23 protein-coding genes are annotated in these 22,421 nt (G+C 67.5%); 20 read left to right on the forward strand and 3 right to left on the reverse strand.

Features of this window, described 5'->3' with window-relative positions:
* The first annotated feature begins 105 nt into the window (after positions 1–105).
* Genes Q322_RS22455 through Q322_RS22465 form a run of 3 tightly spaced genes read left to right on the forward strand, consistent with a single transcriptional unit; the run spans position 106 to position 1,948 of the window.
* A complete protein-coding gene (locus tag Q322_RS22455; RefSeq protein ID WP_084147951.1) occupies positions 106–1,029 on the forward strand; it encodes a hypothetical protein in 924 nt (307 codons plus the stop codon).
* Positions 1,013–1,219: a hypothetical protein gene (locus Q322_RS22460; protein WP_084147952.1), complete on the forward strand. Its 207-nt coding sequence runs from the start codon at positions 1,013–1,015 to the stop codon at positions 1,217–1,219. Before Q322_RS22455 ends, Q322_RS22460 begins: the two co-directional genes overlap by 17 nt.
* 6 nt (positions 1,220–1,225) lie before the next feature.
* On the forward strand, positions 1,226–1,948 hold the full coding sequence (locus Q322_RS22465) for a hypothetical protein (RefSeq protein ID WP_084147953.1): 723 nt from the start codon (positions 1,226–1,228) through the stop codon (positions 1,946–1,948).
* Positions 1,949–2,034: 86 nt separating this feature from the next.
* Here the strand turns inward: Q322_RS22465 and Q322_RS0111575 are convergent, their stop codons facing one another.
* Positions 2,035–3,876, reverse strand: a complete 1,842-nt coding sequence (locus Q322_RS0111575; protein WP_029478069.1) for a menaquinone biosynthesis decarboxylase — start codon at positions 3,874–3,876, stop codon at positions 2,035–2,037.
* Between the two features lie 223 nt (positions 3,877–4,099).
* Here Q322_RS0111575 and Q322_RS0111580 point away from each other — a divergent pair, with 223 nt between their 5' ends.
* The 17 genes from Q322_RS0111580 to Q322_RS0111660 all read left to right on the forward strand — a co-directional run bounded on the left by Q322_RS0111580 (position 4,100) and on the right by Q322_RS0111660 (position 20,971).
* A complete protein-coding gene (locus tag Q322_RS0111580) occupies positions 4,100–4,855 on the forward strand; it encodes a transporter substrate-binding domain-containing protein (protein WP_029478070.1) in 756 nt (251 codons plus the stop codon).
* An 88-nt stretch (positions 4,856–4,943) separates the two neighbouring features.
* Entirely contained in the window at positions 4,944–6,107 is a 1,164-nt protein-coding gene (gene solA, locus Q322_RS0111585; RefSeq protein ID WP_084147954.1) for an N-methyl-L-tryptophan oxidase, read from the forward strand.
* 120 nt (positions 6,108–6,227) lie between these two features.
* Positions 6,228–7,010, forward strand: coding sequence for a transporter substrate-binding domain-containing protein (locus Q322_RS0111590; protein WP_029478072.1), 783 nt, complete (start codon positions 6,228–6,230; stop codon positions 7,008–7,010).
* A 147-nt stretch (positions 7,011–7,157) separates the two neighbouring features.
* Entirely contained in the window at positions 7,158–7,829 is a 672-nt protein-coding gene (locus tag Q322_RS0111595; RefSeq protein ID WP_029478073.1) for an amino acid ABC transporter permease, read from the forward strand.
* Between the two features lie 57 nt (positions 7,830–7,886).
* Positions 7,887–9,503, forward strand: coding sequence for a DUF4153 domain-containing protein (locus Q322_RS0111600; RefSeq protein WP_156953017.1), 1,617 nt, complete (start codon positions 7,887–7,889; stop codon positions 9,501–9,503).
* A gap of 5 nt (positions 9,504–9,508) precedes the next feature.
* A complete protein-coding gene (locus tag Q322_RS0111605; RefSeq protein WP_034418424.1) occupies positions 9,509–10,144 on the forward strand; it encodes a DUF2268 domain-containing putative Zn-dependent protease in 636 nt (211 codons plus the stop codon).
* A gap of 54 nt (positions 10,145–10,198) precedes the next feature.
* Entirely contained in the window at positions 10,199–11,020 is an 822-nt protein-coding gene (locus tag Q322_RS0111610; protein ID WP_029478076.1) for an ion transporter, read from the forward strand.
* Positions 11,021–11,028: 8 nt separating this feature from the next.
* Entirely contained in the window at positions 11,029–12,279 is a 1,251-nt protein-coding gene (locus Q322_RS0111615) for a M24 family metallopeptidase (protein ID WP_029478077.1), read from the forward strand.
* Complete coding sequence (locus Q322_RS0111620) at positions 12,276–12,629, forward strand: cupin domain-containing protein (protein ID WP_029478078.1); 354 nt, start codon at positions 12,276–12,278, stop codon at positions 12,627–12,629. The genes Q322_RS0111615 and Q322_RS0111620 overlap by 4 nt, the downstream gene beginning before the upstream one ends.
* A gap of 77 nt (positions 12,630–12,706) precedes the next feature.
* Complete coding sequence (locus Q322_RS0111625) at positions 12,707–13,390, forward strand: SDR family oxidoreductase (RefSeq protein WP_029478079.1); 684 nt, start codon at positions 12,707–12,709, stop codon at positions 13,388–13,390.
* 62 nt (positions 13,391–13,452) lie between these two features.
* Entirely contained in the window at positions 13,453–14,085 is a 633-nt protein-coding gene (locus Q322_RS0111630; protein ID WP_029478080.1) for a LysE family translocator, read from the forward strand.
* Positions 14,082–14,573, forward strand: a complete 492-nt coding sequence (locus tag Q322_RS0111635; RefSeq protein WP_029478081.1) for a DinB family protein — start codon at positions 14,082–14,084, stop codon at positions 14,571–14,573. The genes Q322_RS0111630 and Q322_RS0111635 overlap by 4 nt, the downstream gene beginning before the upstream one ends.
* A 55-nt stretch (positions 14,574–14,628) precedes the next feature.
* Positions 14,629–15,084: a DUF3197 domain-containing protein gene (locus Q322_RS0111640; RefSeq protein ID WP_029478082.1), complete on the forward strand. Its 456-nt coding sequence runs from the start codon at positions 14,629–14,631 to the stop codon at positions 15,082–15,084.
* 928 nt (positions 15,085–16,012) lie between these two features.
* On the forward strand, positions 16,013–18,796 hold the full coding sequence (locus Q322_RS0111645) for a sensor domain-containing protein (protein WP_245593235.1): 2,784 nt from the start codon (positions 16,013–16,015) through the stop codon (positions 18,794–18,796).
* Between the two features lie 73 nt (positions 18,797–18,869).
* On the forward strand, positions 18,870–19,244 hold the full coding sequence (locus tag Q322_RS0111650; protein WP_029478084.1) for a nuclear transport factor 2 family protein: 375 nt from the start codon (positions 18,870–18,872) through the stop codon (positions 19,242–19,244).
* A gap of 78 nt (positions 19,245–19,322) precedes the next feature.
* Positions 19,323–20,051, forward strand: a complete 729-nt coding sequence (gene rlmB / locus Q322_RS0111655) for a 23S rRNA (guanosine(2251)-2'-O)-methyltransferase RlmB (protein WP_029478085.1) — start codon at positions 19,323–19,325, stop codon at positions 20,049–20,051.
* Positions 20,048–20,971 (forward strand): aldose 1-epimerase, encoded by a 924-nt coding sequence (locus Q322_RS0111660; RefSeq protein WP_029478086.1) that lies wholly within the window; start codon positions 20,048–20,050, stop codon positions 20,969–20,971. Before rlmB ends, Q322_RS0111660 begins: the two co-directional genes overlap by 4 nt.
* Before the next feature lie 10 nt (positions 20,972–20,981).
* On the opposite strand, the gene Q322_RS0111665 is transcribed toward Q322_RS0111660, so the two are convergent.
* Both Q322_RS0111665 and Q322_RS0111670 read right to left on the reverse strand, forming a co-directional pair.
* The gene (locus Q322_RS0111665; protein ID WP_029478087.1) at positions 20,982–21,212 is read right to left on the reverse strand and encodes a hypothetical protein; all 231 of its coding nucleotides are present in this window, start codon (positions 21,210–21,212) and stop codon (positions 20,982–20,984) included.
* A gap of 56 nt (positions 21,213–21,268) precedes the next feature.
* Positions 21,269–22,345: a S1C family serine protease gene (locus Q322_RS0111670; RefSeq protein WP_029478088.1), complete on the reverse strand. Its 1,077-nt coding sequence runs from the start codon at positions 22,343–22,345 to the stop codon at positions 21,269–21,271.
* Positions 22,346–22,421: the final 76 nt, after the last annotated feature.

Below are 22,421 nucleotides of genomic sequence, written 5' to 3' on the forward strand. Positions count from 1 at the left end.
ATGAGGCAAGACGGCCTGCTCACCCCCTATTCATCTATCAGGGGTGAGAGCCACATACATCTAATTCCTGATTCATCCTCCGGCCAGTTTCCCTATGATGTAAGGGTGAAAAATGCTCTGCTTCTGACGGCCCTCCTGCTGGGCACAGCCTCCACCGCCCGCGCCCCCTCCCTGTCCGAGCAGTTGCCCGCCGGGGCGCTGCTGACGCTGGAGACGCGGAACGCAGGCGGGGCGATTGACTGCTTCGCCGGACTGCTGGTCTCGGCGGCGCGCGGCGTGGTGGGCGAGGAACAGGGCGGCCAGATGATCGGCGGCTTTCAGCAGATCCTCAAGGGTTCGCTGGGCCAGGAAGCCGTGGCAGGCGTCTTTTCGGTGGGCAATGCGGGCGGTACCTTCTCGCCGGAACTGCTGGCGGTTTCACGGGTGGATAAGCTCTCCGGCGAGTTCTTCAGCAGCCTGATGGAGCCGAAAAAGGGAGCGCGGGTGGGCGACTACACCTTCTCGCAGCAGGGCAAGACGTTTGCGGGGATGGCGAACGGGCTGGTGTACGTCTCCACCAACAAGGACCTGCTGATGGGCTACCTGGGCCGCCTGAGCGGCAAGACGGCCCCCCGCTTGATGAACTCGGCGGCCTACACCGTGCCGCAGCGGGCGATGGGCCAGCAGGAGCTGTCGCTGTTTCTCAACTTCTCGGCCACCGCCAAGGTCATTCGCGGGGCGCTGGACAGGGCCATCAAGCTGCCGCGCCTGCTCTCGCCCCTGGTGGACGCGCTGGACACGCTGGGGCAGTACGCGGCGGGCTTCACCACCAGCGCCGGGGGATTGACTGCATCCTCCGCTCACGCCGCCAACGCGCAGGGCAGGGACAAACCGCTGTACCGCATGCTGACCGACAGCACCGATTTTACCGTGCAGGACATCATTCCCGCTGATACAGAGGCCGTGATGGCCTCGGCCTGCCATCCCGAATCCGGCGCGTACCTAGGCCGCTGGCTGACGCGCGTGGACCTGCTTGATCCACCTGCTTGATCCGCTGGGCTTTTTAAGCGACAGCCAGCTCGCCAGCCACCTGGAACGCTCGGCGGCGTGGCTGGGCCACGAATGCGCGCGGGTCACGCTGGCCGGGGGCATGAAGTCGGGCCTGAACGCTGGCAATCCGCTGTCCAGCCTGGACTACAGCGTGAGTTACCAGCGCGTCGCGGACCTGAACGCCGCCTAGGCACAGATGCCCGAATACGCGCAGAGCGTGAACGCGGCCATCGCGGGGGCAGCGGACGGCTTGAAGAAACTGCTGCAGAAAGACAGCGCGGGCGGTCTGGCCGCCGCCATTCCCGGTGAACTGGGCGCGGTCAGCCTGGCGGGCGGCATGGCGCTGTCCAGCAGCTTCAAGGCGGTGGACGCCATGCTAGGCGACCTCAAGATGGTCTATGCCTTCCGGGGCGACTACCTGATCACGGCCTTCAGCCAGAAAGCACTGGACGCCGCGCTGGACGGGGGTGCCGCGCCACTGGCGCAGGACGCAGCCTTTATAGCCGCCGGAATCAACCCGCGCTTCTCCGTCGGGTGGACCTACGTCCCCAACCCAGGGGACCTCAGCGGCGAGGAGATCGCCAGGGCCATCCTGAGCAATCTGGGCATGGACGACGGGGCCGGTACGGACATGAAAGACACGGACACGGCAGGGGTGGATGTGAGTACTACCGCTGTTCCGGCCACCCCCGGCAAATCGGGCAAGGGCCGCGCGACGACGCCCCGGATGCCGTCCCAGGTGGACAGCAGGGACGACATAGACATGATGTTCGGTGACGGCGAGATGATGTCGGGCATGGTCGACACCGTCAGCGACTTGATGGCGGACCTGATCAACCGCTACGACGGCCAGACCGTGCAGAGCGCCGTGCAGGGCAACGTGATCACCAGCAAATCGAAGGTGCTGTACCGCTGGTGACATCGCTCCTTGACGGCAGGCAGGTCAGGACGGCTTCATCCCCGTCCTGATCTGTTTTTTGTTGCTCTGAGGAACGAATGGACGGTCTAGCGCCACTGCTCCGGCAATCCGTAGACGTGCCACAAGGCGTTCACCCGCTCCACCACTGCCGGGTCCATCGTGATTTTGGGAGGCCAGGGGCGCACGAAGCCTTCCTCAGGCAGTTTGCGCGCGCCGTCCCAGGCCAGCAGACTGGCGTGCTGCACGACATCCCGCTCCGGGTCAATGTTATTCAGGATGGTCCACCACACGTCCTGAATGTTGTGCACATCGGTGAATTCGTCGCAGATCAGCAGGTGACGGATTCCGGCGGCGGCAGGGTGGGCGGCGAAGGTCCGCGCCAGCTCCTGCGCCTGACCGGGCTGGGTCTTTTTCAGGGCGACGAGCCAGTACCCATCTTCGCTCTGCCGCTGGGCCACCACGCCTTTAAAGTCCGGTAATTCGGCGGCGGCGTGCGGCCTGAACGCCTCCTCGCGGGCCAGATCACCGGCCTGAAGGTCACGGCTGGACTCGGCCCCGCCGATTTCCTCGGGGCGCTTGGTGGTGGCGTCGATGATCAGTTTGCCGCCGTAGCCCCAGCCCCGGCTGCTGTGGTCCAGCACGTCGGTGGGGCCGCGCGTGGTCAGGGTGTCGCGGCCCGGCACAGCTTTGGCAGCCACCTCGCGCCACACCGCTTCAAAGTCGGAAACTGGCACGCCCTCATCCAGCACCACAATCACCTTGGCGAACATCATCTGCCCCAGCCCGAACAGGCCGTTGGCCACCTTGTACGCCTGCCCCGGATAGCCCTTCTTGATGCTCACGAAGACCAGGTTGTGCGCCACCCCGGCAGGGGGCATATGGTAGTCGGCGATTTCAGGAATGATCAGTTGCGCGGCGGGAAGAAACAGCCGCTCGGAGGCTTCGATCAGGAAGGCGTCCTCCATCGGCGGTCGGCCCACGATGGTGGCGGGGTACACGGGCTGACGGCGCATGGTCACGGCGGTGACGTGAAACAGCGGGTACAGGTCCGGCAGCGTGTAGAAACCGGTGTGGTCCCCGAACGGCCCCTCCATGACCCAGTCCTCGGCGGGATCGACGTAGCCTTCGAGGATAAATTCAGCGTTGGCGGGAACGTCCAGATCCACGGTTATTCCTTTGGTGACCGGGTAGCGCTGCCCGCGCAGGTAGCCCGCCAGCGCGAACTCGTCCAGACCGGGAATGGGGGGCAGCGGCGCGGTGGCCGCGTAGATCAGCGCCGGATCACCGCCGATGGCAACGGCCACCTGCAACCGCTGGCCCAGATTCCTGGCCTTTTCCAGATGTTTGGTCCCGGTCTTGTGGCGCTGCCAGTGCATCCCGGTCGTGTTCTTGCCCATGACCTGCATGCGGTACATGCCCATGTTGCGCTCGCCGGTTTCGGGGTCTCTGGTGATGACCAGCGGCAGTGTCACGAACGGCCCGCCGTCCAGCGGCCAGCAGTTCAGGATGGGAAGGCGCGACAGGTCCACCTCGTCGCCGCGCCACACCACGTCCTGCACCGGGCCAGTCCTGACCCGTTTCGGCGGCAGGTTCATGGCGTCTTTCAGCTTGGTGACATTGCTCAGCAGCCCCAGTTTGCTGCCGCCGCCGCCCAGGTCAATCAGGGCGCGCACTTTGGCCGCCAGATCGTCCAGATCGCTGACGCCCAGCGCCAACGCGGTGCGCTCGCGCGTTCCCATCAGGCCGATGACCACCGGAAACTCGCTGCCGCGCACGTTCTCGAACAGCACCGCCGGGCCGCCGGATTTGACCAGACGGTCCGCGATCTCGGTAATTTCCAGCTCGTGGCTGACAGGCGCAGAGACGCGCAGCAGCTCGCCGCGTTCTTCGAGCAGGCGCATGAAGCTCTGAATGTCGGGAAAAGCCATGCTCGGAGGATAGGGCGGCGGGGGCGGGGCAACCGTACCGGGGGCTGGGATAGTGGGGGCTGGGATGGCGGGGGTTGGGATAGAGGGGAGAGAGCATGACGGCTGGCCCAGGACGCTGTGCAGACCAGGCCACAATCTTAGTTGACCTCTTTTGTACACTATGGCGCTGATCAGGGGTCACTATAGGCCCCGGACCGCGAACCTCAACCCCTCAAGGAGCCACATGAAGCACCTGTTTTTAATGTCCGCCCTCGCTCTCGCCACCAGCAGCCTCGCCGCCCCCAGCACCATTACCAAAGGCGTGTTGAAAATCGGCATGGAGGGCACCTACGCCCCCTTTACCTACAAGGACGACAAGGGCGTGCTGACCGGCTTCGACGTGGACATCGCCAGAGCGGTGGCCGCCAAGCTGGGCCTCAAGCCCGAATTCGTGCTGACCGAATGGAGCGGCATTCTGGCGGGGTTGCAGGCGGGCAAGTACGACGTGATCGTCAACCAGGTGGGCATCACGCCCGAGCGGCAAAAGGCCATCGGCTTCAGCGCGCCCTACGCGTATTCCTCGCCGCAGATCATCGTGAAGAAGGCGGGCAACCTGACGCCGGGAACGCTGGCTGACCTGAAGGGCAAGCGCGTGGGCGTGGGCCTGGGCAGCAACTTCGAGAAGCAACTGCGCGACGCGGGCGGCATCAACGTGGTGACCTATCCCGGCGCGCCCGAATACCTGGCGGACCTGGCCGCTGGCCGCCTGGACGCCGCCTACAATGACCGCCTGCTGGTGGGCTACCTGATCAAGTCCCAGAACCTGCCGGTGCGCGGCGCGGGCGTGATCGGCCAGCCGGAAGCGGTGGGCATCGCCCTGAAGAAGACCAACACGGGCCTGAAAACGGCGGTTGACAGGGCGCTGTTGCAGATCAAGGCGGACGGCACCTACGCCAGAATTAGCCGCCAGTGGTTCGGCCAGGACGTCGGCAAGCCCTGAAGCCGGACCGTCTGAGCAGTGCAGCGCCGTCCTGTCCACTCAGCGGGCGGCGCTGTTCTTCTAGACAGCAGTCTTCTAGACTCCAGGTATGAGGCGGCATGTCCAGGTTCTGATCATCGGGGCGGGCGCGGCAGGCAGCGCGGCAGCATATGCACTGGCCCGGCGCGGACAGGAGGTGCTGCTGCTCGAACAGTTCAGGCTGGGTCACGAGCGCGGTTCCAGTTTCGGGCCGTCGCGGATCTTCCGGCTGGCCTACCAGGAACCGGAGTACGCCGGACTGGCACAGGCGGCGCTGGCATCGTGGAGGGCGCTGGAAAGTGAGGCGGGGCAGCAGCTCTACTGGCGCACCGGGGGGCTGGACCTCGGCCCCACTGGAACGCCGAGTCTGGACGCGGTTTACACCTCGCTGGACGCCATAGACGCGGCTCCCCAGCGGCTGACCCGGCCCGCACTGGCCCGGCGTTTTCCGCAGTGGCAGGTGCCGCCCGACTGGGAGGCGGTGTATGCGCCCGAGGCGGGCATCGTCAGCCCGCAGTTGACGCTGAGGGTGCTGACGGACCTGGCCCGCTGCCACGGCGCACAGGTGCAGGAGGGGGTGGCGGCCCTGGAGACCGAGCCGGGGCCGCAGCCCGCCGTCCTGACGAGCGCGGGCGTGGTGACCTGCGACCACCTGATCGTGGCGGCGGGCGCGTGGATGCCGCATCTGGTGCCGCAACTGCGCTCCTCGCTGAGCGTGACGCTGGCGGCCTCCAGCTTCTACCGCCCGGACGATCTGGCGGCCTTCCAGCCGGAGCGCTTTCCCGTGTTCATCACCCACGACGAATTTCAGGCGTATGGCTTTCCAGCCTTCGGCGTCCCCGGCGTGAAACTGGGCGTGGATGTGGCGCGTCCCGTCACCAGCGGCGCTGACCGCACTTTCGAGGTTCCGCCGCAGGTCAGCGAGGCGTCCGATGCCTTTATGCGGCGCTTTTTGCCGGGGGCCAACGCCGTGATGGAGCGGCATACCTGCCTGATCACCCGCGCGCCGGGCGGCGATTTTATTCTCGCCGCACACCCGGACTGCCCGCAGATCACGCTGGCCTCGCCGTGTTCGGGCCACGGTTTTAAATTCACACCGCTGCTGGGCGAACTGCTGGCTGCGCGGGCGCTGGGTGAGCGCCACCCCTGGCACCTGCCCCGGTTCGCGTGGCCCACGCAGGCTGTCGATACAGGTCAGGGCCAACGGGGAGACCCAGAGGCTGCGGGGGCGTAGAGTAAATTACATTTCATTCCTGGACATTTCATTCCTGGCCCCAGAGTGGGCCGCCCCTGGGAAGCACCCTCTCCCCTCTCATGGCGATGGATTTTCCTCCACTGCCCCAAAGGAGCAATCATGCGCGCACTCCGTCCCACGCTGGTTCTTGGCACCGCCCTGCTTCTCGCCGCCGCCGCGTGCTCGTCGGCCCAGACCGCCAGCCCGCCCACGCTGACCAAAGGGGTGCTGAGGATCGCCGTGGAAGGCACCTACGCCCCCTTTACCTTCAAGGACGACAAGGGCGTCCTGACCGGCTTCGACGTTGACGTGGCCCGCGCCCTGGCCGCCAGGCTGGGCCTCAAGCCCGAGTTCGTGCTGACCGAATGGAGCGGCATTCTGGCGGGGTTGCAGGCGAACAAGTACGACGTGATCATCAACCAGGTGGGCATCACCGCCGAGCGCCAGAAGAGCATCGGCTTCAGCGATCCCTACGTCTACAGCCGCCCGCAGATCGCCGTCCATACCACCAGGGGCAAGAACTACAACACGCTGGCGGACCTCAAGGGCAAGCGGGTGGGCGTCGGGCTGGGCACGGTGTTCGAGAAGGATCTGCGCGACGCGGGCGGCATCACGGTGGTGACCTATCCCGGCACCCCGGAATACCTGGCGGACCTGTCCAGTGGCCGCCTGGACGCCATTTACAATGACCGCCTGCTGATCGGCTACCTCGCCAAATCGCAGGGCCTGCCGATCAAGGGTGTAGGAAACGCCGGTTCGGTGGACAGCATGGGCGTGGCGATCAAGAAGACCAACACGGGGCTTAAGACGGCCATTGACGCGGCCCTCAAGGGCATGAAGGCCGACGGCACGATGGCCAAAATTGGCCAGCAGTGGTTCGGGCAGGACGTCAGCAAGCCCTGAAAAAGCCCGCATCTGTGAGTAGGCCCCTCCCAGTCCAGCGGGGAGGGGTTTGCGTTGAGAGCGGGCGTCTGAAGGTCTAAACGCAACAGTAAACGACTCCCTTCAGCCTTTCAGACCTTAGTCCGCACTCCGAAGGAGCTGCCCCCAATGAACACCGAACAACTTCAACTGATCCTTCAAAGTGCCTGGGCCTCGGTGCCCGCGCTGCTGGTGGGGGCGCGGCTGACCATCGGCTTCGCGCTGGCGGCGATGGTGCTGGGGTTGCCGCTGGGACTGCTGGTCACGCTGCTGCGGCTGTACGCGCCGGGGCCGGTGCGCTGGCTGGCGGGGCTGTACGTGTCGTTTATCCGGGGAACGCCGCTGCTGGTGCAGATCTTCGTGATCTATTACGGCCTGCCCAGTTTTGGCGTGACCCTCAGTCCGGTGGTGGGCGGCGTGCTGGCCCTGACCCTCAACGCCGCCGCCTACCTGTCCGAGACCATCCGCGCCGCAATTCTGAGTATTCACAAGGGCCAGCACGAGGCCGCCTACAGCCTGGGCCTGAGCCGCGCCGAGACCATGCGGCTGGTCATCTTGCCGCAGGCCGCAAGGGTGGCGCTGCCGAGCCTGGGCAACAGCCTGATCGGGCTGGTCAAGGACACCTCATTGGTGTCGGTGATCACGGTGGTGGAGCTGCTCAGGAGCGCGCAACTGGTGATTGCCCGCACCTTCGAGCCGTTCGGCCCGTACCTGGCCGCTGCGCTGATCTACTGGGCGGTTTCCAGCGCGCTGGAAGTGGTGCAGCGGCGGCTGGAACGGCGCTTCTCGCGCGGAGGCTAGGGCAGATCACCCCAAAGGCGGATGACATTACCTTTGCCCAGCGGTTACGGTGTGGGCATGACCGGAACCCCGACCGCCGGACCCGATGCGCCCCCCTCTTTCAAGGAGCCGACTTACCTCACCGCACCTTCTATTCCGCGTCCAGCGCGGGCTGCCACCCCCTTCCTGATCGCGCTGGGGCTGGGGACTGCCGCGCAGTTCCTGAGCGGCGCACAGGGCGACAATTTCGGCTTGAACGTTCCGGTCTGGGTGGCCCTCTTTTCGGCGGCCTGTCTGTGGGCGCTGCGGCGGCGCGGCGAGCAGCCCACGCCCGAGGGTTTGACGCTGCTGGGCGCGGCCTTGCTGCTGGCGGTCACCAGATACGCGGTATTTGATATGCCAGGAGGCCTGGGGGCGCTGAACTCTTTCGCGCTGCTGCTTTCGCTGCTGCTGGGTGCGGCCTTTCTGCGCTTTCCCGGTCTGGGCGGCTGGAGCCTGTGGGGGGTGATCGGGGCCACCCTGACGGGCAGTCTGCGTTTCATCTACGGCCCCTTCGCGCTGCTGGAACGCCTGCCGTGGGCGCGGCTGCGTCCGGCGCGGGAACGGGGTCTGGGCCGCTGGGGTGTGGGCCGCTGGGGTGTGGGCGCGCTGCTGACCCTGCCAGTGCTGCTGGTCTTTGGCGGGTTGCTGGCGAGCGCGGACGCGGGCTTTGCGGGCCTGCTGGGCGGCGTGCTGGACTGGCGGCTGGACCGATTGTGGAATGCCGGGTTCCGACTGGCATTCTGGTTCGCCCTTGCAGGTGGACTGGTCTACCCGGCAGTGATGGCGCTGCGCCCCAGCCTGATGTTCCGCGCGGGGCCGAACACGGCGCGGCTGGGTCTGGTCGAGGCAGGCTTGCCGCTGGCGTCCCTGGCGGCGTTGTTCGTGGTCTTTTTGCTGGCGCAACTGCCGTACTACCTGAGCGGCACAGGTCTGCCGGAGGGCGTGACCTTCGCAGTCTACATCCGCGAGGGCTTCGGGCAACTGATGATGGTGGCCTTCCTGAGCCTGACGCTGCTGCTGGTCACGCACGCCCTGACGCGCAAGGAGGTCCGGACCGGGGTGGCCTACCGCCTGCTGAATCTGGCGGTGCTGGCCCCGCTGGCGCTGGTCCTGCTGAGCGCGGCCAACCGCTGGCGGCTGTACGGGCTGGCCTACGGCCTGAGCGAAACCCGCCTGATGGGCGCGGCCTTTCTGGTGTGGATGGCGTTATGCCTGGGGTGGCTGGGTCACCTGCTGTGGAGGTCGCAGCCGCAGCGCTTCGCCTACCCGGCCCTGCTGATGGGCCTGGGCGTGCTGCTGACCACCACCGCCCTGAACCCCGGCGCGCTGATCGCCCGCGTGAACGTGAACCGGGCCGTGGCTGGCGTGACCAACCAACTCCGCAGCACCCCGCAAAGTATCAACGTGCTGACGCTGCTGCGGCTGGGGGCCGACGCCGTACCCACCATCGTGAACAATCTCGACGCCCTGACCCGCGCCTGTAAATGGAGCGGTTCCTGTCTGAACTCGCGCCAGTACGTGATCAACCGGCTGCATGATCGGTACGACACGCCGCGCGACCTGCGCGCCTGGAACGCGAGTTCCGCCCGCGCACACCAACTGACGCTCAAGCTTCCGCCCGCTACCCCAGATGGGGAACGCTGGTCACAATAGGCATCATGCCCAACGCCCTGCACGTCATGAACGCCGGGGGCCACCTCTCCCCCGCCCTGGAAAACGAGGTGCGCGGGGTGGCGCAGGCCGCCCTGACCCGGCAGGCCGCGCGGCTGAGGCTGGACGGCGTGGATGTGGCCGTGTCCGTCTCGCCCTGGGGGCTGCCTGAGACGGGAATCTTCGGCTACGCGCCGCTGGACCATCTGGTGCAGATCACCCTTGACCCGGACAATCCCAATTTCGCCGCCAGTTGGCGCACCGAATTGCCCGCCGCCCTGGCCCACGAGCTGCACCACGCGCGGCGCTGGCAGGGGCCGGGCTACGGCCAAACGCTGCTGGAAGTGCTGGTCAGCGAGGGGCTGGCGCAGGTCAACGAGCTGGGCGAGCGCGCTGGGCAGCCGCCGCCCTACGCACGGGCCGGGGTTGAGCTGAACGCCTTGTGGGCGCGGGCCTTGCCCCTGCTGGACCGCAGCGATCACAATTTTGAGGCGTGGTTCTACGGCGCTGAGGCTGAAAGATTGGCGCGCTGGAGCGGCTACAGCCTGGGCTATGAGCTGGTGCGCCGCCATCTGGCGCGGGTGGGCGGGGACGCCGCCGGGCAGGTCCACACGGCTGCCGGAGAGTTCAGAACGGCGTGGTAAACAGCCAAGACGCCGCCAATCTTCCGGGCGCAGGGCCGCCTTACCCTGAAGCCCATGCCCGCCCCGCCCCCGCATGAGGACCTCAAGTCCGCCCGCCTGACCACGCTGGCCCACCTAGACGCGCTGCTGGAACGGCCCATGATCATCCTCAGTTTCGTGTGGCTGGGGCTGCTGGTGCTGGACCTGGTGCAGGGGCTATCGCCGCTGCTGCAAATCGTCAGCAACGTGATCTGGGGGCTGTTCGTGGTGGACTTCGTGCTGGCCATCGTGCTCGCGCCCGACAAGTCCGAGTACCTCAAGAAAAACTGGCTGACCGCCCTGAGCCTGATGCTGCCCGCGCTGCGGATTCTGCGCGCCTTCCGGGGGCTGCGGGCGCTGCGCGTGTTGCGCCTGACGCGCGGCACCAACCTGCTGCGGATTCTGACCAGCCTGAACCGGGGGCTGCGGACCTTACAGCGCACGCTGCGCCGCCGGGGCCTGGGCTTCGTGGTGGGCGCAACTGCGCTGGTGGCGCTGGCCGGGGCGGCGGGCATGGCGTCCTTCGAGGCGGGCGAGACCGGCGCGCCGCAGGGCTTCGGCCAGTGGCTGTACTGGGTGGGCATGCTGCTGACCAGCCTGGGGTCCGAATACTGGCCGGTGACCGCCGAGGGCCGCACGCTGACCTTTTTGCTGGCGCTGTACGGCTTCGCGGTCTTCGGGTACATCACGGCGGCGCTGGCCAGCCTGTTCGTGGGCGCGGATCAGGACGCCCCGCCCGACGACGATGACGACGAGGTGAACAACGCGGTCCTGCGCCGGGAACTGCGCGAACTGCGCGGCGAGATCGCGGGCCTACGCGGGGAACTGCGTCCCACACCAGAGCGCCGCGCCCCATAATCAGGGGCATGACTTCCCCCCAGACCTCTCCTGTCGAGAAGATGCGCGCCGCCCTGCAAGCCACGGACCTGGACGGCTGGCTGATCTACGACTTCCAGGGCCTCAACCCCCACGCCCGCCGGGTGCTTGCCATGCCAGGGGGCGCGTTCCTGACCCGCCGATTCTTCGTGTACGTGCCGCGTGAGGGGCAGGCGGTGCTGCTCCACAACCACATCGAGGGCGGCACCTGGGGCGAGATCACGCGGGACTGGGACATTGAGAAACGGGCGTTCGGCTCGCATGACGAGCTAGAGACTGCCTTAAACGAAGTCGTTGCCGGACAGCGAATCGCCATGGAATACAGCCCGAACGGGGCCGTACCATATGTCAGCTGGGTGGACGCCGGGACAATTGAGCGCGTGCGGGCGGCGGGCGCGGCAGAGATCGTGAGCAGCGCCGATTTGCTGCAATCCTTTCTGGCGTGGTCTGCCGAGGACTTGGCCGCCCACAGGCGGGCCGCCGCCGTGCTGATGCGCGCCAAGGACGACGCCTACTGGCTGATCCACGAACGCCTGAAAGTGGGCGAGGAAGTGACCGAACTGGAGGTTCAGTCGCTGATCATGGACGCCATATCGGGCGCGGGCATGGGCGCGGGCCATCCGGTCAATGTCAGTTTCGGCGTGAACGCGGCGGACTCGCATTACGAGCCGGGCGGGGACAAGAACGCCGTGTTGCAAGTGGGCCAGTGCGTGCTGATCGACCTGTGGGCGCAGGAGCCGGGCCACCCCTTTGCCGACGTGACCTGGGTGGGCCACGCTGGGCAACCAACCGACGAATACCTAAACGCCTGGGCAGCGGTGCGCGGCGCGCGGGACACGGCGCTGGACACCCTCAACACCAGATTTAGGGCCGAGGGCTGGGGCGTGTTGCAGGGCTGGGAACTGGACCGCGCCGCGCGGGACGCGATGGGACCGAGCTGGGGGCCATACTTCTTTCACCGCACCGGCCACGATCTGGGCGTGCAGATTCACGGCTCCGGCGCAAATCTGGACGACTACGAGACGCACGACACCCGTACCCTGACGCCGGGGCTGGCCGTCACGGTGGAACCTGGCACCTACCCGGCGGCACGGGGCTTCGGCATCCGCACCGAAGTCGATATCTACCTGTCGCCAGCCGGCCCCGAGGTGACCACGGACCTTCAGCGCCAGCCGTTCGTGCTGGGCGTGGGCGAGTGGGCGGCGGTGCGGGCGGCAGGGTACGGGCAGGCAGACGAGTGAAAGACAGAATAAATCTGAACGAGAAGCTCGGGCAATTTTCCAGGCACTGGTCCCCGCACACGGTCGGCGAGTTCAACGGCCATGATCTGATGGTGGTCAAAGTTCAGGGTGAGTTCAACTGGCACAGCCACGCAGACTCAGATGACCTCTTTCTGGTCCTCCGTGGTGAACTGTTTATCCGCCTGAGAGACCGGGAAGTCAGGCTGAAACCGGGTGAGTTGTTCGTGGTCGCGCGCGGCGTCGAGCACCAGCCGTATGCCTTGCAGGAAACACATCTGCTGCTGATTGAACCCAGCGGCACGCCCAATACAGGAAACGCCGCCACCGCTGCCCCGCGCACCCTGATCTAAAGCGGGGCCGACTGGTTTCCATTCCCCCTTAGCGTTCCCACAAGCACTCCCCGCCCCTCAGCGGTTAGGCTGGGGGCATGGCGAACCTCAGCTCCTCGACAGTGATGCTCACGGGGGCAGGCGGCGCGCTCGCCACTGCGATTGCCCAGGAACTCGACGACGCGGGCGCGCAGATGGTGCTGGTGGGACGCGGCGAGGCCCTGGCCCGCGCCGCAGACCGGATTCCCGCCACCGAAGTGATCGACACCGATCTGTCGGACCCCGCCAGCGTGGCGCAATTGAAAAAAGTCAAGGTGGATATCCTGGTCCACACGGCGGGCGCGTACAGCATGCAGGCCGTGCAAAAGGCCACCACCGACGACCTGCGGGCCATGCTGGACGCCAATTTCCTGACGCTGTTCCACGCGGTTCAGGGCGTGCTGCCCAACATGCTGAAGAACAAGGACGGCATCATCCTGGGCGTCAGCGCGGCGCAGGCGGCCCGCAACAGCGGCCCCGGCGCGGCGCTGTACACGGCGAGCAAGGCGGCGCTGGGCGCGTACCTGAACAGCCTGAACGACGAGCTGAAAGCAAAAGGCGTGCGCGGCTGCGTGCTGTACCCGATGGGCGCCATCGACACCCCGGCCAACCGCGACGCGGGCCTGAAGTGGGAAACGATGATCGACCCGCGCGGCCTCGCCAAGTCGGTGGCTCACATCCTGACCCGCCCAGACCGCGCGCACATCACGGACATCAAGGTGTACCCGGACGAGGAAGAGTAGGACGCTGAAAGCTCAAACGCGGCCCTGGACGACCCGCACAGCCTGATCAGGAGGTTGCCCCCATGCCTGAACTCTCCACCCTGCTTGCCTTCGCTGCCGCCGCGCTGGCCCTGCTGCTGACGCCGGGGCCTTCGGTGCTGTACATCGTGGCGCGCAGCATTCAGGGTGGACGGCGGGCCGGTTTCGCGTCGGCACTGGGGGTGCAGGTGGGCGGGCTGGTGCATGTGCTGGCGGCGGCGGTGGGCCTTTCGGCGCTGGTGCTGTCGTCGGCGGTGCTGTTCAGCGCGGTCAAGTTGGCGGGCGCGGGCTACCTGATCTATCTGGGCATCAAAACGCTGCTGGGCCGTGACGCAAAGGTGGAATTGCCCACCATGACGCCGCGCAGCCTGGGGCAGATTTTCCGGCAGGGCGTGCTGGTCAATGTCCTGAATCCTAAGACGGCGCTGTTTTTCCTGGCCTTTCTGCCGCAGTTCGTGCGCCCGGACCACGGCTCGGTGGCGGGGCAGACGCTGCTGCTGGGTGGGTTTTTTCTGGTTCTGGCCACCCTGAGCGACAGCATGTTTGCGCTGCTGGCCGGAAGCGTGGGGCGCAAGTTGCGCGGCAATCTGGTCTTTGCACGTCGGCAGAAATACCTGACGGGCGGCGTGTACATGGCCCTAGGCGTGGGAACGGCGACGGTGGGGCATGGGCCGTGACCCCGAAGATGCTGTATGGGCCGCCTCCCGCCACGCTGCAACTTCTGCTGGATGACCCCGCCGAACATGATTTCCCCTGTGCCGAACGTCTGCTGAGCGGGCTGACGCCCCAGCAGGCCGTGGAAGTGCCCCCCGGACTCTCCCATTCCATCGCGGGCATTCTGGCGCACATGCATGCCAATGTCGTGTTCAATCTGGGGCTGGTTCAGAGTGAGGACCCTCCCTCGTTCCGGCCACCCGGCGACGCCTGGCCGTCCGTGTCCGCCAGGGAGTGGCCGCCCCTGGTCCAGGCATTTCTGGCCGATATGGCGCGGCTGGGGCAGATCGCGCAGGACGCTCAGGAGCTTGAGCGCAGGCTGTATCCGGCCACCTCCACAGAGCCGGGCTGGACGGTGGGCTACAAACTCGCGGCCAGCGTCGCCAAGCACAATGCCTATCACTTCGGGCAGATCGCGCTGATCCGGCGGCTACTGGGGGCCTGGGAGTGAGGCGTCCTCTCCTTCCCGTCCGCCACCCTGCGCCCCGCTTGGGTACACTGCGGGCATGCAAAAGACCGCGCCCCTACAAATCGCCGACCCGCTGGGCGTTCCCGGTGCGCCGCAGGAAACGCTGAGCGCCGTGATGGCCCATCTGGAACAGCACTCGGCAGAGGGCGCGGCAGGACAGTTGATCGTGGTCACGGACCGCCAGGGGGACCGGGACCGCGCGGGCTACGCGGCGGTGCTGATCGCGGGGCCGGTGGTGACGGTGGCGGCCCAGGCGTTCGGGCCGCGCTTCGGGCACTCCGGCATGGAGGCGCTGGAGCAACTGGTGCGCTGGGCGCAGGACCACGGGTGGCCGGTGCGTGAAACGGTCCTGAACGTCTCGGACTTCACGCGCGTGATCGACGAGCCGGACACCCGTGAAATCAGAAAGCTGGTGGCCGCCAGCAACCCCAGCGATCCGGGCATCTATCTGGTGTGGCCCGCAGCCTGGAAAGAGGAACGCTGGCAGGACTGACCTTCCGGGCTGGACTCTCAGACCTGACCGCGCACACGAAGACCGGGCCTCTGGCGCATCGGTCAGAAGAGTGGTGGGAGTGGTGGACATTTGACCGAACGGGCGGGCCAACATCCTGGGGAGGAAAAGCGTCCTCATGGGTGTCCGTCCATGACGACCGTCTGTACTGCCCAGGACAGTGAGTGAATTTTGCCGAGCGTCTGGGACGGGGACAGTTCCGGAGAAGAGCATGGACGCGTCCAGTTGTCTTTTTCTGTGATGCGGTCATTCGGACCCAAGGCTTCAGAAGAGACGCCTCATCAGGTCAGGACCTGAACCGCACTCCGTCTCAGTCTCCCTCGGCCTCGACGGTTCTCGCGGCCAGCATCAGCCAGCGCGGAGACGTGGGCGGACCTGCCGTCATCCCACAGACATCCTGTGGCCATCCCGTAGCCACCCCGTGGGCGATGTGGAGTTTTCGCCGTCCCGACCTTGACAAAAGGCGTGGTTCCGGGGCCAGTGAACCGCCCACAGGCGGCGGCGATGGGGGGGAAGCGGGGGCACCCGTGGCTTTTTTTTGCCCGTTCCCTGGCGGCAGAAAAAGGCGTGTGGGTGGGCATCGGACAGTGGCACGCAGCTCAGCGGTTGACCGCCAGGTCAGATTTCAGCGTGCCTAACACGTTTTCTTGAATGATTGGGGTAAGAGTTCGGGTGGCAGGATGGCATTCGGGTGATCGGCACCTGCCCCCCTCTCCCCTTGTGCCGCCCCACTTTCCCCACCCTGTTGCTTGACGCTGTTGCTGGCTGGGCGGCTGCGTCTTCCCTGATCGTCTCCGCTGCCCGCCGTGGCCCGTTTCCACCGCTTCTCTCCTGTCCATTCCCGTAATGCTGCGTTTTCTCTGCCAGGACCGAACACTCAAAGCGTCGATGGACGCGAGGTAACTTCAGCGTGACTCCTCCCCTGTCCAAATCCAAGCGCGCGGTCCAGACCACTGCGGTCCAGACCACTGCGGTTCAGCCGCGTGCTGACCATTCCAGCGCCGATCATTCCAGCGCGGCGCTGCACACGGCCCTGCGCGATCTGCTGAGTGCCCACGCGCCGCAAGCAGCGCTGCTGGCGTGGGTGGGCGGGGCGGTGCTGCGCCTGAAGGGCGGAACCCTGGAGGAGTGCGGCCCGGAACTGGAGCCGCCCGATGCATGGCTGGAGAGCGGCGAGATGACCTGGCTCGCGCGTGACGGCGAGTTGCTGGGGCTGCTGTGGAGCGACGGCGGGCCAGACAGTGGGCCGGTGTCGCCCACGGCGGTAGAGGTGCTGACCATGCTGCTGGCGGCCTCGCGTCCGGACAGTGGGGGTCGCGAGGCCGAGGTGCTGGTCACGCAACTGCCGGTGGCCACGGCGTGGCTGACCCCTGAACTGGTGTTCCGGCGGGTCAGCCGCCCGTTTCTGGAACTGCTTGACTTGAGCGAAGCCGGGGTGCTGGGCCGCACGGTGGCCGAGCTGCTGCCCGGACGCCCGGAGCTGGTGCAGGCCCTTCAGGGCGCGGTGGCGGGCCGGTCGGTGCGGCTGCCCGACGAGCGGCTGACGGCGGAGCCGCAAGAGGCGGGTGCCGCGCACCCGGCGCGCTGGGTGCGCGGCGCGGCGCGGCCCTATCTGGGCGGCTGGGGCGCGGGCGTGATGCTGACCTTGCAGGACGTGAGCGGTGAGTACGAGCGGGCCGCGCGGGTCTCCGCGCTGCTGGACACCCGCACCCCCGCCGCGCTGCTGACCGAGGACGGCACCGTGCTGCACGCCAGCCCCGGCCTGAGCGAACTGGCCCCGCAGACGCCTGGGCAGCCGGTCCCGGCACTGATCGGCGCGCCGCTGTGGGTCTGGCCCGGCTTTGAGGGCGCGTCCTCGGTGGCGGTTCACAACCTGGTGCGGCTGGCCGCAGGCGGGGGCGCGGCGCAGGCTGACGTGAAACTGGCCAGCGGCGAACTGCTGACCCTGACCGTGCGCCGCTCCTCTGAAAGTGGGCTGCTGGTGGCCGAGAGCGTGGGCGCGCCGGTGGGCGGCGCGGTCCCGCTGGGCCTGATCTCGCAGATCCTGGCCCTGTCCGAGGACGCCACCGTGCTGGTGGACGCCGCTGGCCGGGCGCAACTGATCAACGAGCGCGCGGCGGCACTGCTGGGCGTGGAGGCCCCCCGCCTGGTGGGCCTGGGTTTAACGCGGGTGCTGGGCGAACTGGGGGTCAGGGTGTTCTCGCTGGACGGGCAACCGCTGTCCCTGCCCAACTGGCGGAGCCTGTCGTCGCTGCCGCGCCGTGAGGTGCTGCTGGCGCTGCCCGGCCACTCGCTGCGCCACATAGAACTGCGCGTCACTCCCGTCGGGCCGCAGGTGGGCAACCCGGACGCCGCCCAGCGGGGCAGCGCGGCGGCAGGCGGACTGCTGCTGACCCTGCGCGACGTGACCGTGCTGCGCCGCGCCGAGGCCAAGATGCACCACGACGCCCGCCACGACGCCCTGACCAGCCTGCGTAACCGTGTGGGCCTGCGCGAGGATCTGGCGGCGCTGGACGCGGCGGGGGCAAGGACGGGCGCGCTGGTCTGCTTGAACATCGACGAGTTCGGTGCCCTGAACACCGCGCTGGGGCGGGTGGCCTGTGACCGGCTGCTGCTCGGCCTGGCGGCCCGCCTGAGCGACCTAGCGGCAAAGGGCGGCGGCAACGCCGCCCGGCTGGAAGGCGGCACCTTCGCCGCGCTGCTGCCGGGACTGGAGATTCGCGGCGCGCTGGACACCGTGCGCCGGTCCCTGAGCGTTCCGCTGCGCTACGGCCCGCGCGAGATGCCCCTGACCTTTGGGCTGGGGGTGAGCGCGCTGGACGGGGAGGCCGAGGACGTGGTCTCGAACGCCGAGATCGCCGTGCACCACGCCCGGCAGCAGGGCCGGGGCGGCACCGGCGTCTACACGCCCGCCCTGCGCGCCGGGGTCCGCAGCGCCTACGCGCTGGAAGAGGACCTGCGCGGCGCGCTGAGCGCCCGTGAGTTCGCGCTGCTGTACCAGCCGGTGCTGGACCTGAAGACGGGCAGGCTGCTGGGCGCAGAAGCCCTGCTGCGCTGGCAGCACCCCGAACTGGGCCTGCTGCCGCCCAGCCACTTTCTGGAGACGGCGGGCCGCAGTGACCTGATCACCCATATCGGCGAGTGGGTGGTCGAGGAAGCCGTGGCCAGCCGGGACCGCGTACGGGCCGAAGCGGCGTCCCCCGAGTGGCAGGTCAGCGTCAACCTCAGCCTGGAAGAACTGCGCCGCAGCGAGGGCCTGAGCCGCCTGCTGCCGCTGCTGAGCGCCCAGGGAGCGCCGGATATCGAGGTCACGGCGGGCAGCCTGCTGGACCACAGCGAGGAAACGCTGAGAATGCTCGAACAACTGCGCGCCCACGGCGCACGCCTGAGCGTGGATGATTTCGGCGACGGCGCGGGCAGTAGCCTCAGCGCCCTGACCCGTTTTCCCCTCAGCGCCATCAAGTTGCACCCCACCCTGACCGCCCGATTGCCCGGCGATCAGCGGGTGGTCACGCTAATCGGGGCCACCATCGACCTGGCGCACCGCCTGGGCCTGAGCGTGACCGCAGTGGGCGTGGAGCGACCCGAACAGCTCGGCATGCTGCGTGAGCTGGGCTGCGACGCCGCGCAGGGCTACGCGGTCTGCCCGCCGCTGCCCGAGGCCGAGCTGCTGACCTGGCTCGCGCAGCGTTGAGTGCTGCTTTAGCAAACTTTCTGAAGGTAAGGCGACATACCCTCTGGGGACAGGCCGGATGATCTGGTGAGGCATGACCACCACTGAAGAGTTCATGAGCGCGCTGCAAAACGCCGAGTCCAGCCAGGACCCCTCGGGGCTGGTGGCCCTACACGCCGGGGACGTGACCCTGAGCAACCTGACCACAAAAACCTGGAAGGGCACCGACGGGGCGCAGGCGTTCTGGGAATCATACCTGAGCGACTTTGCCGAGATCCACAGCGAATTCACCCACCACCACGAGGCGGATGGCCTGGGCGTGATGGAGTGGAACGCCAGCGGCAAGCTCAAGAACGGCGACGACATCGAGTACCGGGGCGTCAGCATCATCGAGATCAAGGACGGCAAGGTGGGGGCCTTCCGCACATACTACGACAGCGCCGCCTTCGTGAAGCCCGCGCAGGAGTAATCCGTCCCATCTCACTGGCCCTCTGGAATTGGGGGTCTTTATGCTGGCCCGGGGCCGCCTTGCCCTAGACTGCCCGGCATGTTGCTGTATGGAAGGAATCCGGTCCTTGAGGCCCTGCGAGACGGGCGGGTGGGCGAGGTGCTGGTGGCGCGCGGCGTCGAGGAAAGCTTCGTGGCCGAGCTGAAGGCCGCGCTTGGGGAAAGCGGCGTGCGCCTGCGTTTTGCCCCGCGCATCGAGCTGGACCAGTTGGCCGGGACCACCGCCCATCAGGGCGTGCTGGCCGAGGTGGAGGACCTGGCCTGGGCCAGCGTGGACGACATCCTGGACCGCGCCGAGGCCAGGGGCGAGGAACTGCTGATCGTGCTGCTGGACGGCATCACCGATCCGCGCAATTTCGGGGCCATCATCCGCAGCGCCGAGGTGCTGGGTGCGCACGGCGTGGTGGTGGAGGAACGCCGCAGCGCGCCGCTGTCGCCGGTGGTGGCAAAAACGGCGGCGGGGGCCACCAGTCACCTGCCGGTGGCGCAGACCAAGAACCTGCCCCGGTTGATCGACGCCTTAAAGGAGGACCGGGTGTGGGTCTACGGCGCGGCGGGCGAGTCCGCGCAGGACGTCACCAAGACCGATTTCAGCGGGCGCGTGGCCCTGGTGGTGGGCGCGGAGGGCGAGGGCCTGCGCCGCCTGGTGCGCGAGAAATGCGACGTGCTGGTGGGCATCCCCACGCGGGGGCAGGTGGACAGCCTGAACGCCTCGGTAGCGGCGGGCATCCTGATCCACGAGGTGATGCGCGGGCGCGGCAAGGCATGACCCGGCCTGACAATCACCGCACCCAGACGATTGCCAGCGACGCCCTGACCCTGGAAGTGCTGCCTGATCTGGGGGCCAGCATCCTGAACCTGCGCGCCGCGTCGGGCCGCCCGGTATTGCGGGCCGTGGACCCGGCGGACGTGCAGACCAGCAGCCAGTGCGCCTGCTTCTTGCTGCTGCCCTTTTCCAACCGCATCCGGGACGCGCGCTTTCCCTTTGGGGGCCAGGACGTGCAACTCCAATCCAACACTAAGGATGGCCTGGCCCAGCACGGCGACGTTCGCAACCGTCCCTGGACGGTCACGCGGGCCTCCGGCAGCCACCTGATCTGCGACTTCGACAGCCGGAATTTCACCGATATGAACTGGCCCTGGGCCTTCACGGCGCGCGTGGAATACCGCCTGCACGGGCCGCACCTGGACACCACCATCACGCTGACCAATGCCGACACCCGCGACATGCCCGCCGGAATGGGCCTGCACCCGTACTTCGAGCGTCTTCAGGACGGCACCGATCCTGCGCTGGAATTTGGCGCGCCGCTGACCTACGACACCGACGAACGGCAACTGACGCTGGGCGGCCCGCGCGAGGTCCAGCGTGACGAGGACTACCGCGTGCCCACCCGCATCGGCCCGCGCCAGATCGACCGGACGTACACCGCCTGGGACGGCATCGTGCGTCTGGACTGGTCAGCCGATGGCCGGCCCGCACGGGCGCTGATCCAGACCGCCGACAACGTGTTCTCGCACCTGGTGGTCTTCACCGCACCCGACGGCAATCTGGCGCTGGAACCCGTCTCGCACGCCACCGACGCCTTTAATCTGGCGGCCCAGGGCGTGGCGGGCGTGGACCTGCGGGTGCTGTCGCCGGGGCAAAGCCTGGCGGGCACGGCGCGCATCACGCTGGAAAGCCAGTGGTAGCGAGCCTGCTTCAGGCCGCGTTGGTTGCCAGCAATTCGCCGCCTGCACCGTGCAGCTCGAAGCCGGGGCGGGGGCGCGTGACCAGCCAGCGCAGGGCATCGAGCAGATCGTCGGTCTCACGCATGACTTCGGGCTGGGCAGGACCGGTGGCGTCGCCCGCCCAGACGACGCGGTAGGCGCGTGGGGCGCTGGGCGGCGTCCAGGGCGCGCCCGCCTCTTCCTTCACGAAGGCTCTAGACATCCCATTAGCTTAGGGGGTGGCCATGAAGTGTGGATAGGCGCGGCGTAACCTCGCCTTTACTCGTTCGGCAGATCCGGCAGGCTGGCCCTGGCAACCAGGGTGATCTGGCTGTCCCGTGGCTGTCCGTCGCGGACGTAACCGATGGTCACGGTGTCGCCTACCTCGGCGCTGCGGATGGCGGTGATGACCTCGTTGGCGTCGCGGGTGCGCTGGCCTCCCACGGTGGTGATGATGTCGCCCAGCTTGATCGGATTTTTATTTTCGTCGTACTTACCGCCCTTCAGGCCCGCGCGGAAGGCCGGACTGTCCCCCACCACCCGCGCGATCACGCCGCCCGCCGGAGTGGTCAGGCCGCTGTGGAAACTGTCGAAGACGATGCCCACCACCGGGGCGTCGCGCTTCTCGCCGGTGCGGAGCGCCGTGATCAGGTTGTCGCCGTCCACCACCGGGACCGCGTAGCTGCGCCGGGTCTGCCCGCTGCTGTCCACGCTGATGTAGCTGACCACCCCAATCGCGTTGCCCAAAGAGTCGATGATCGGGCCGCCGCTGTCGCCGGGGGCCAGCGGGGCGTTCATCTCCAGCGTCCCCTGTGGAAAGTCGGCCCGGCCCGGCGACGCGCCCAGCCGCAGCAACTTGCCGCGCCGGGGTTGCAGGAAATCGCCGCCGCTGTTGCCCACCGCCAGCACCGTCTCGCCCACGCGCGGCGCACGGGCCGCCAGCGGCAGGAAGGGAAAGGGGCCACGTCCCTGGACTTCCAGCAGCGCCACGTCCGCCCGCGCGTCGAAGGCCGTGACCCTGGCCCGGTACGATTTTCCGTCCAGCGTGCTGACCTGAAACAGCGTCCCCAGGCTGACCACATGGTAGGCGGTCAGCACCTGCCCGGTCTCGCTGATAAAAAAGCCGGTGCCGATGCCCGCCTCGCGCGTGCGGGGGTCCAGGCTTTCCACGCGCACGGTGGCGGGGCGAACCTTTTTGAACAGCGCCTGGGTGCCCTGCGGCAGCGTGTTGGGCAGGGTGGCCGAGACCTGCGGCGGTTGGCGGGGCACCAGCTCAAATTTGGGCTGCCAGTTGGGCAACAAATAGGCCCCGAGCGCCAGGATCAGCAGAACAGGAAGCCAGGGCGATGCGCGCACGAGGGAAGTCTAGAGCGCCCCGCACGCGCGCAAGGTAGGCAAAGGCACGCAACCGGGGGCGACGGGCAGAGGGTTT

The sequence above is a fragment of the Deinococcus frigens DSM 12807 genome, assembly GCF_000701425.1.
In the GTDB taxonomy this organism is placed as follows: domain Bacteria; phylum Deinococcota; class Deinococci; order Deinococcales; family Deinococcaceae; genus Deinococcus; species Deinococcus frigens.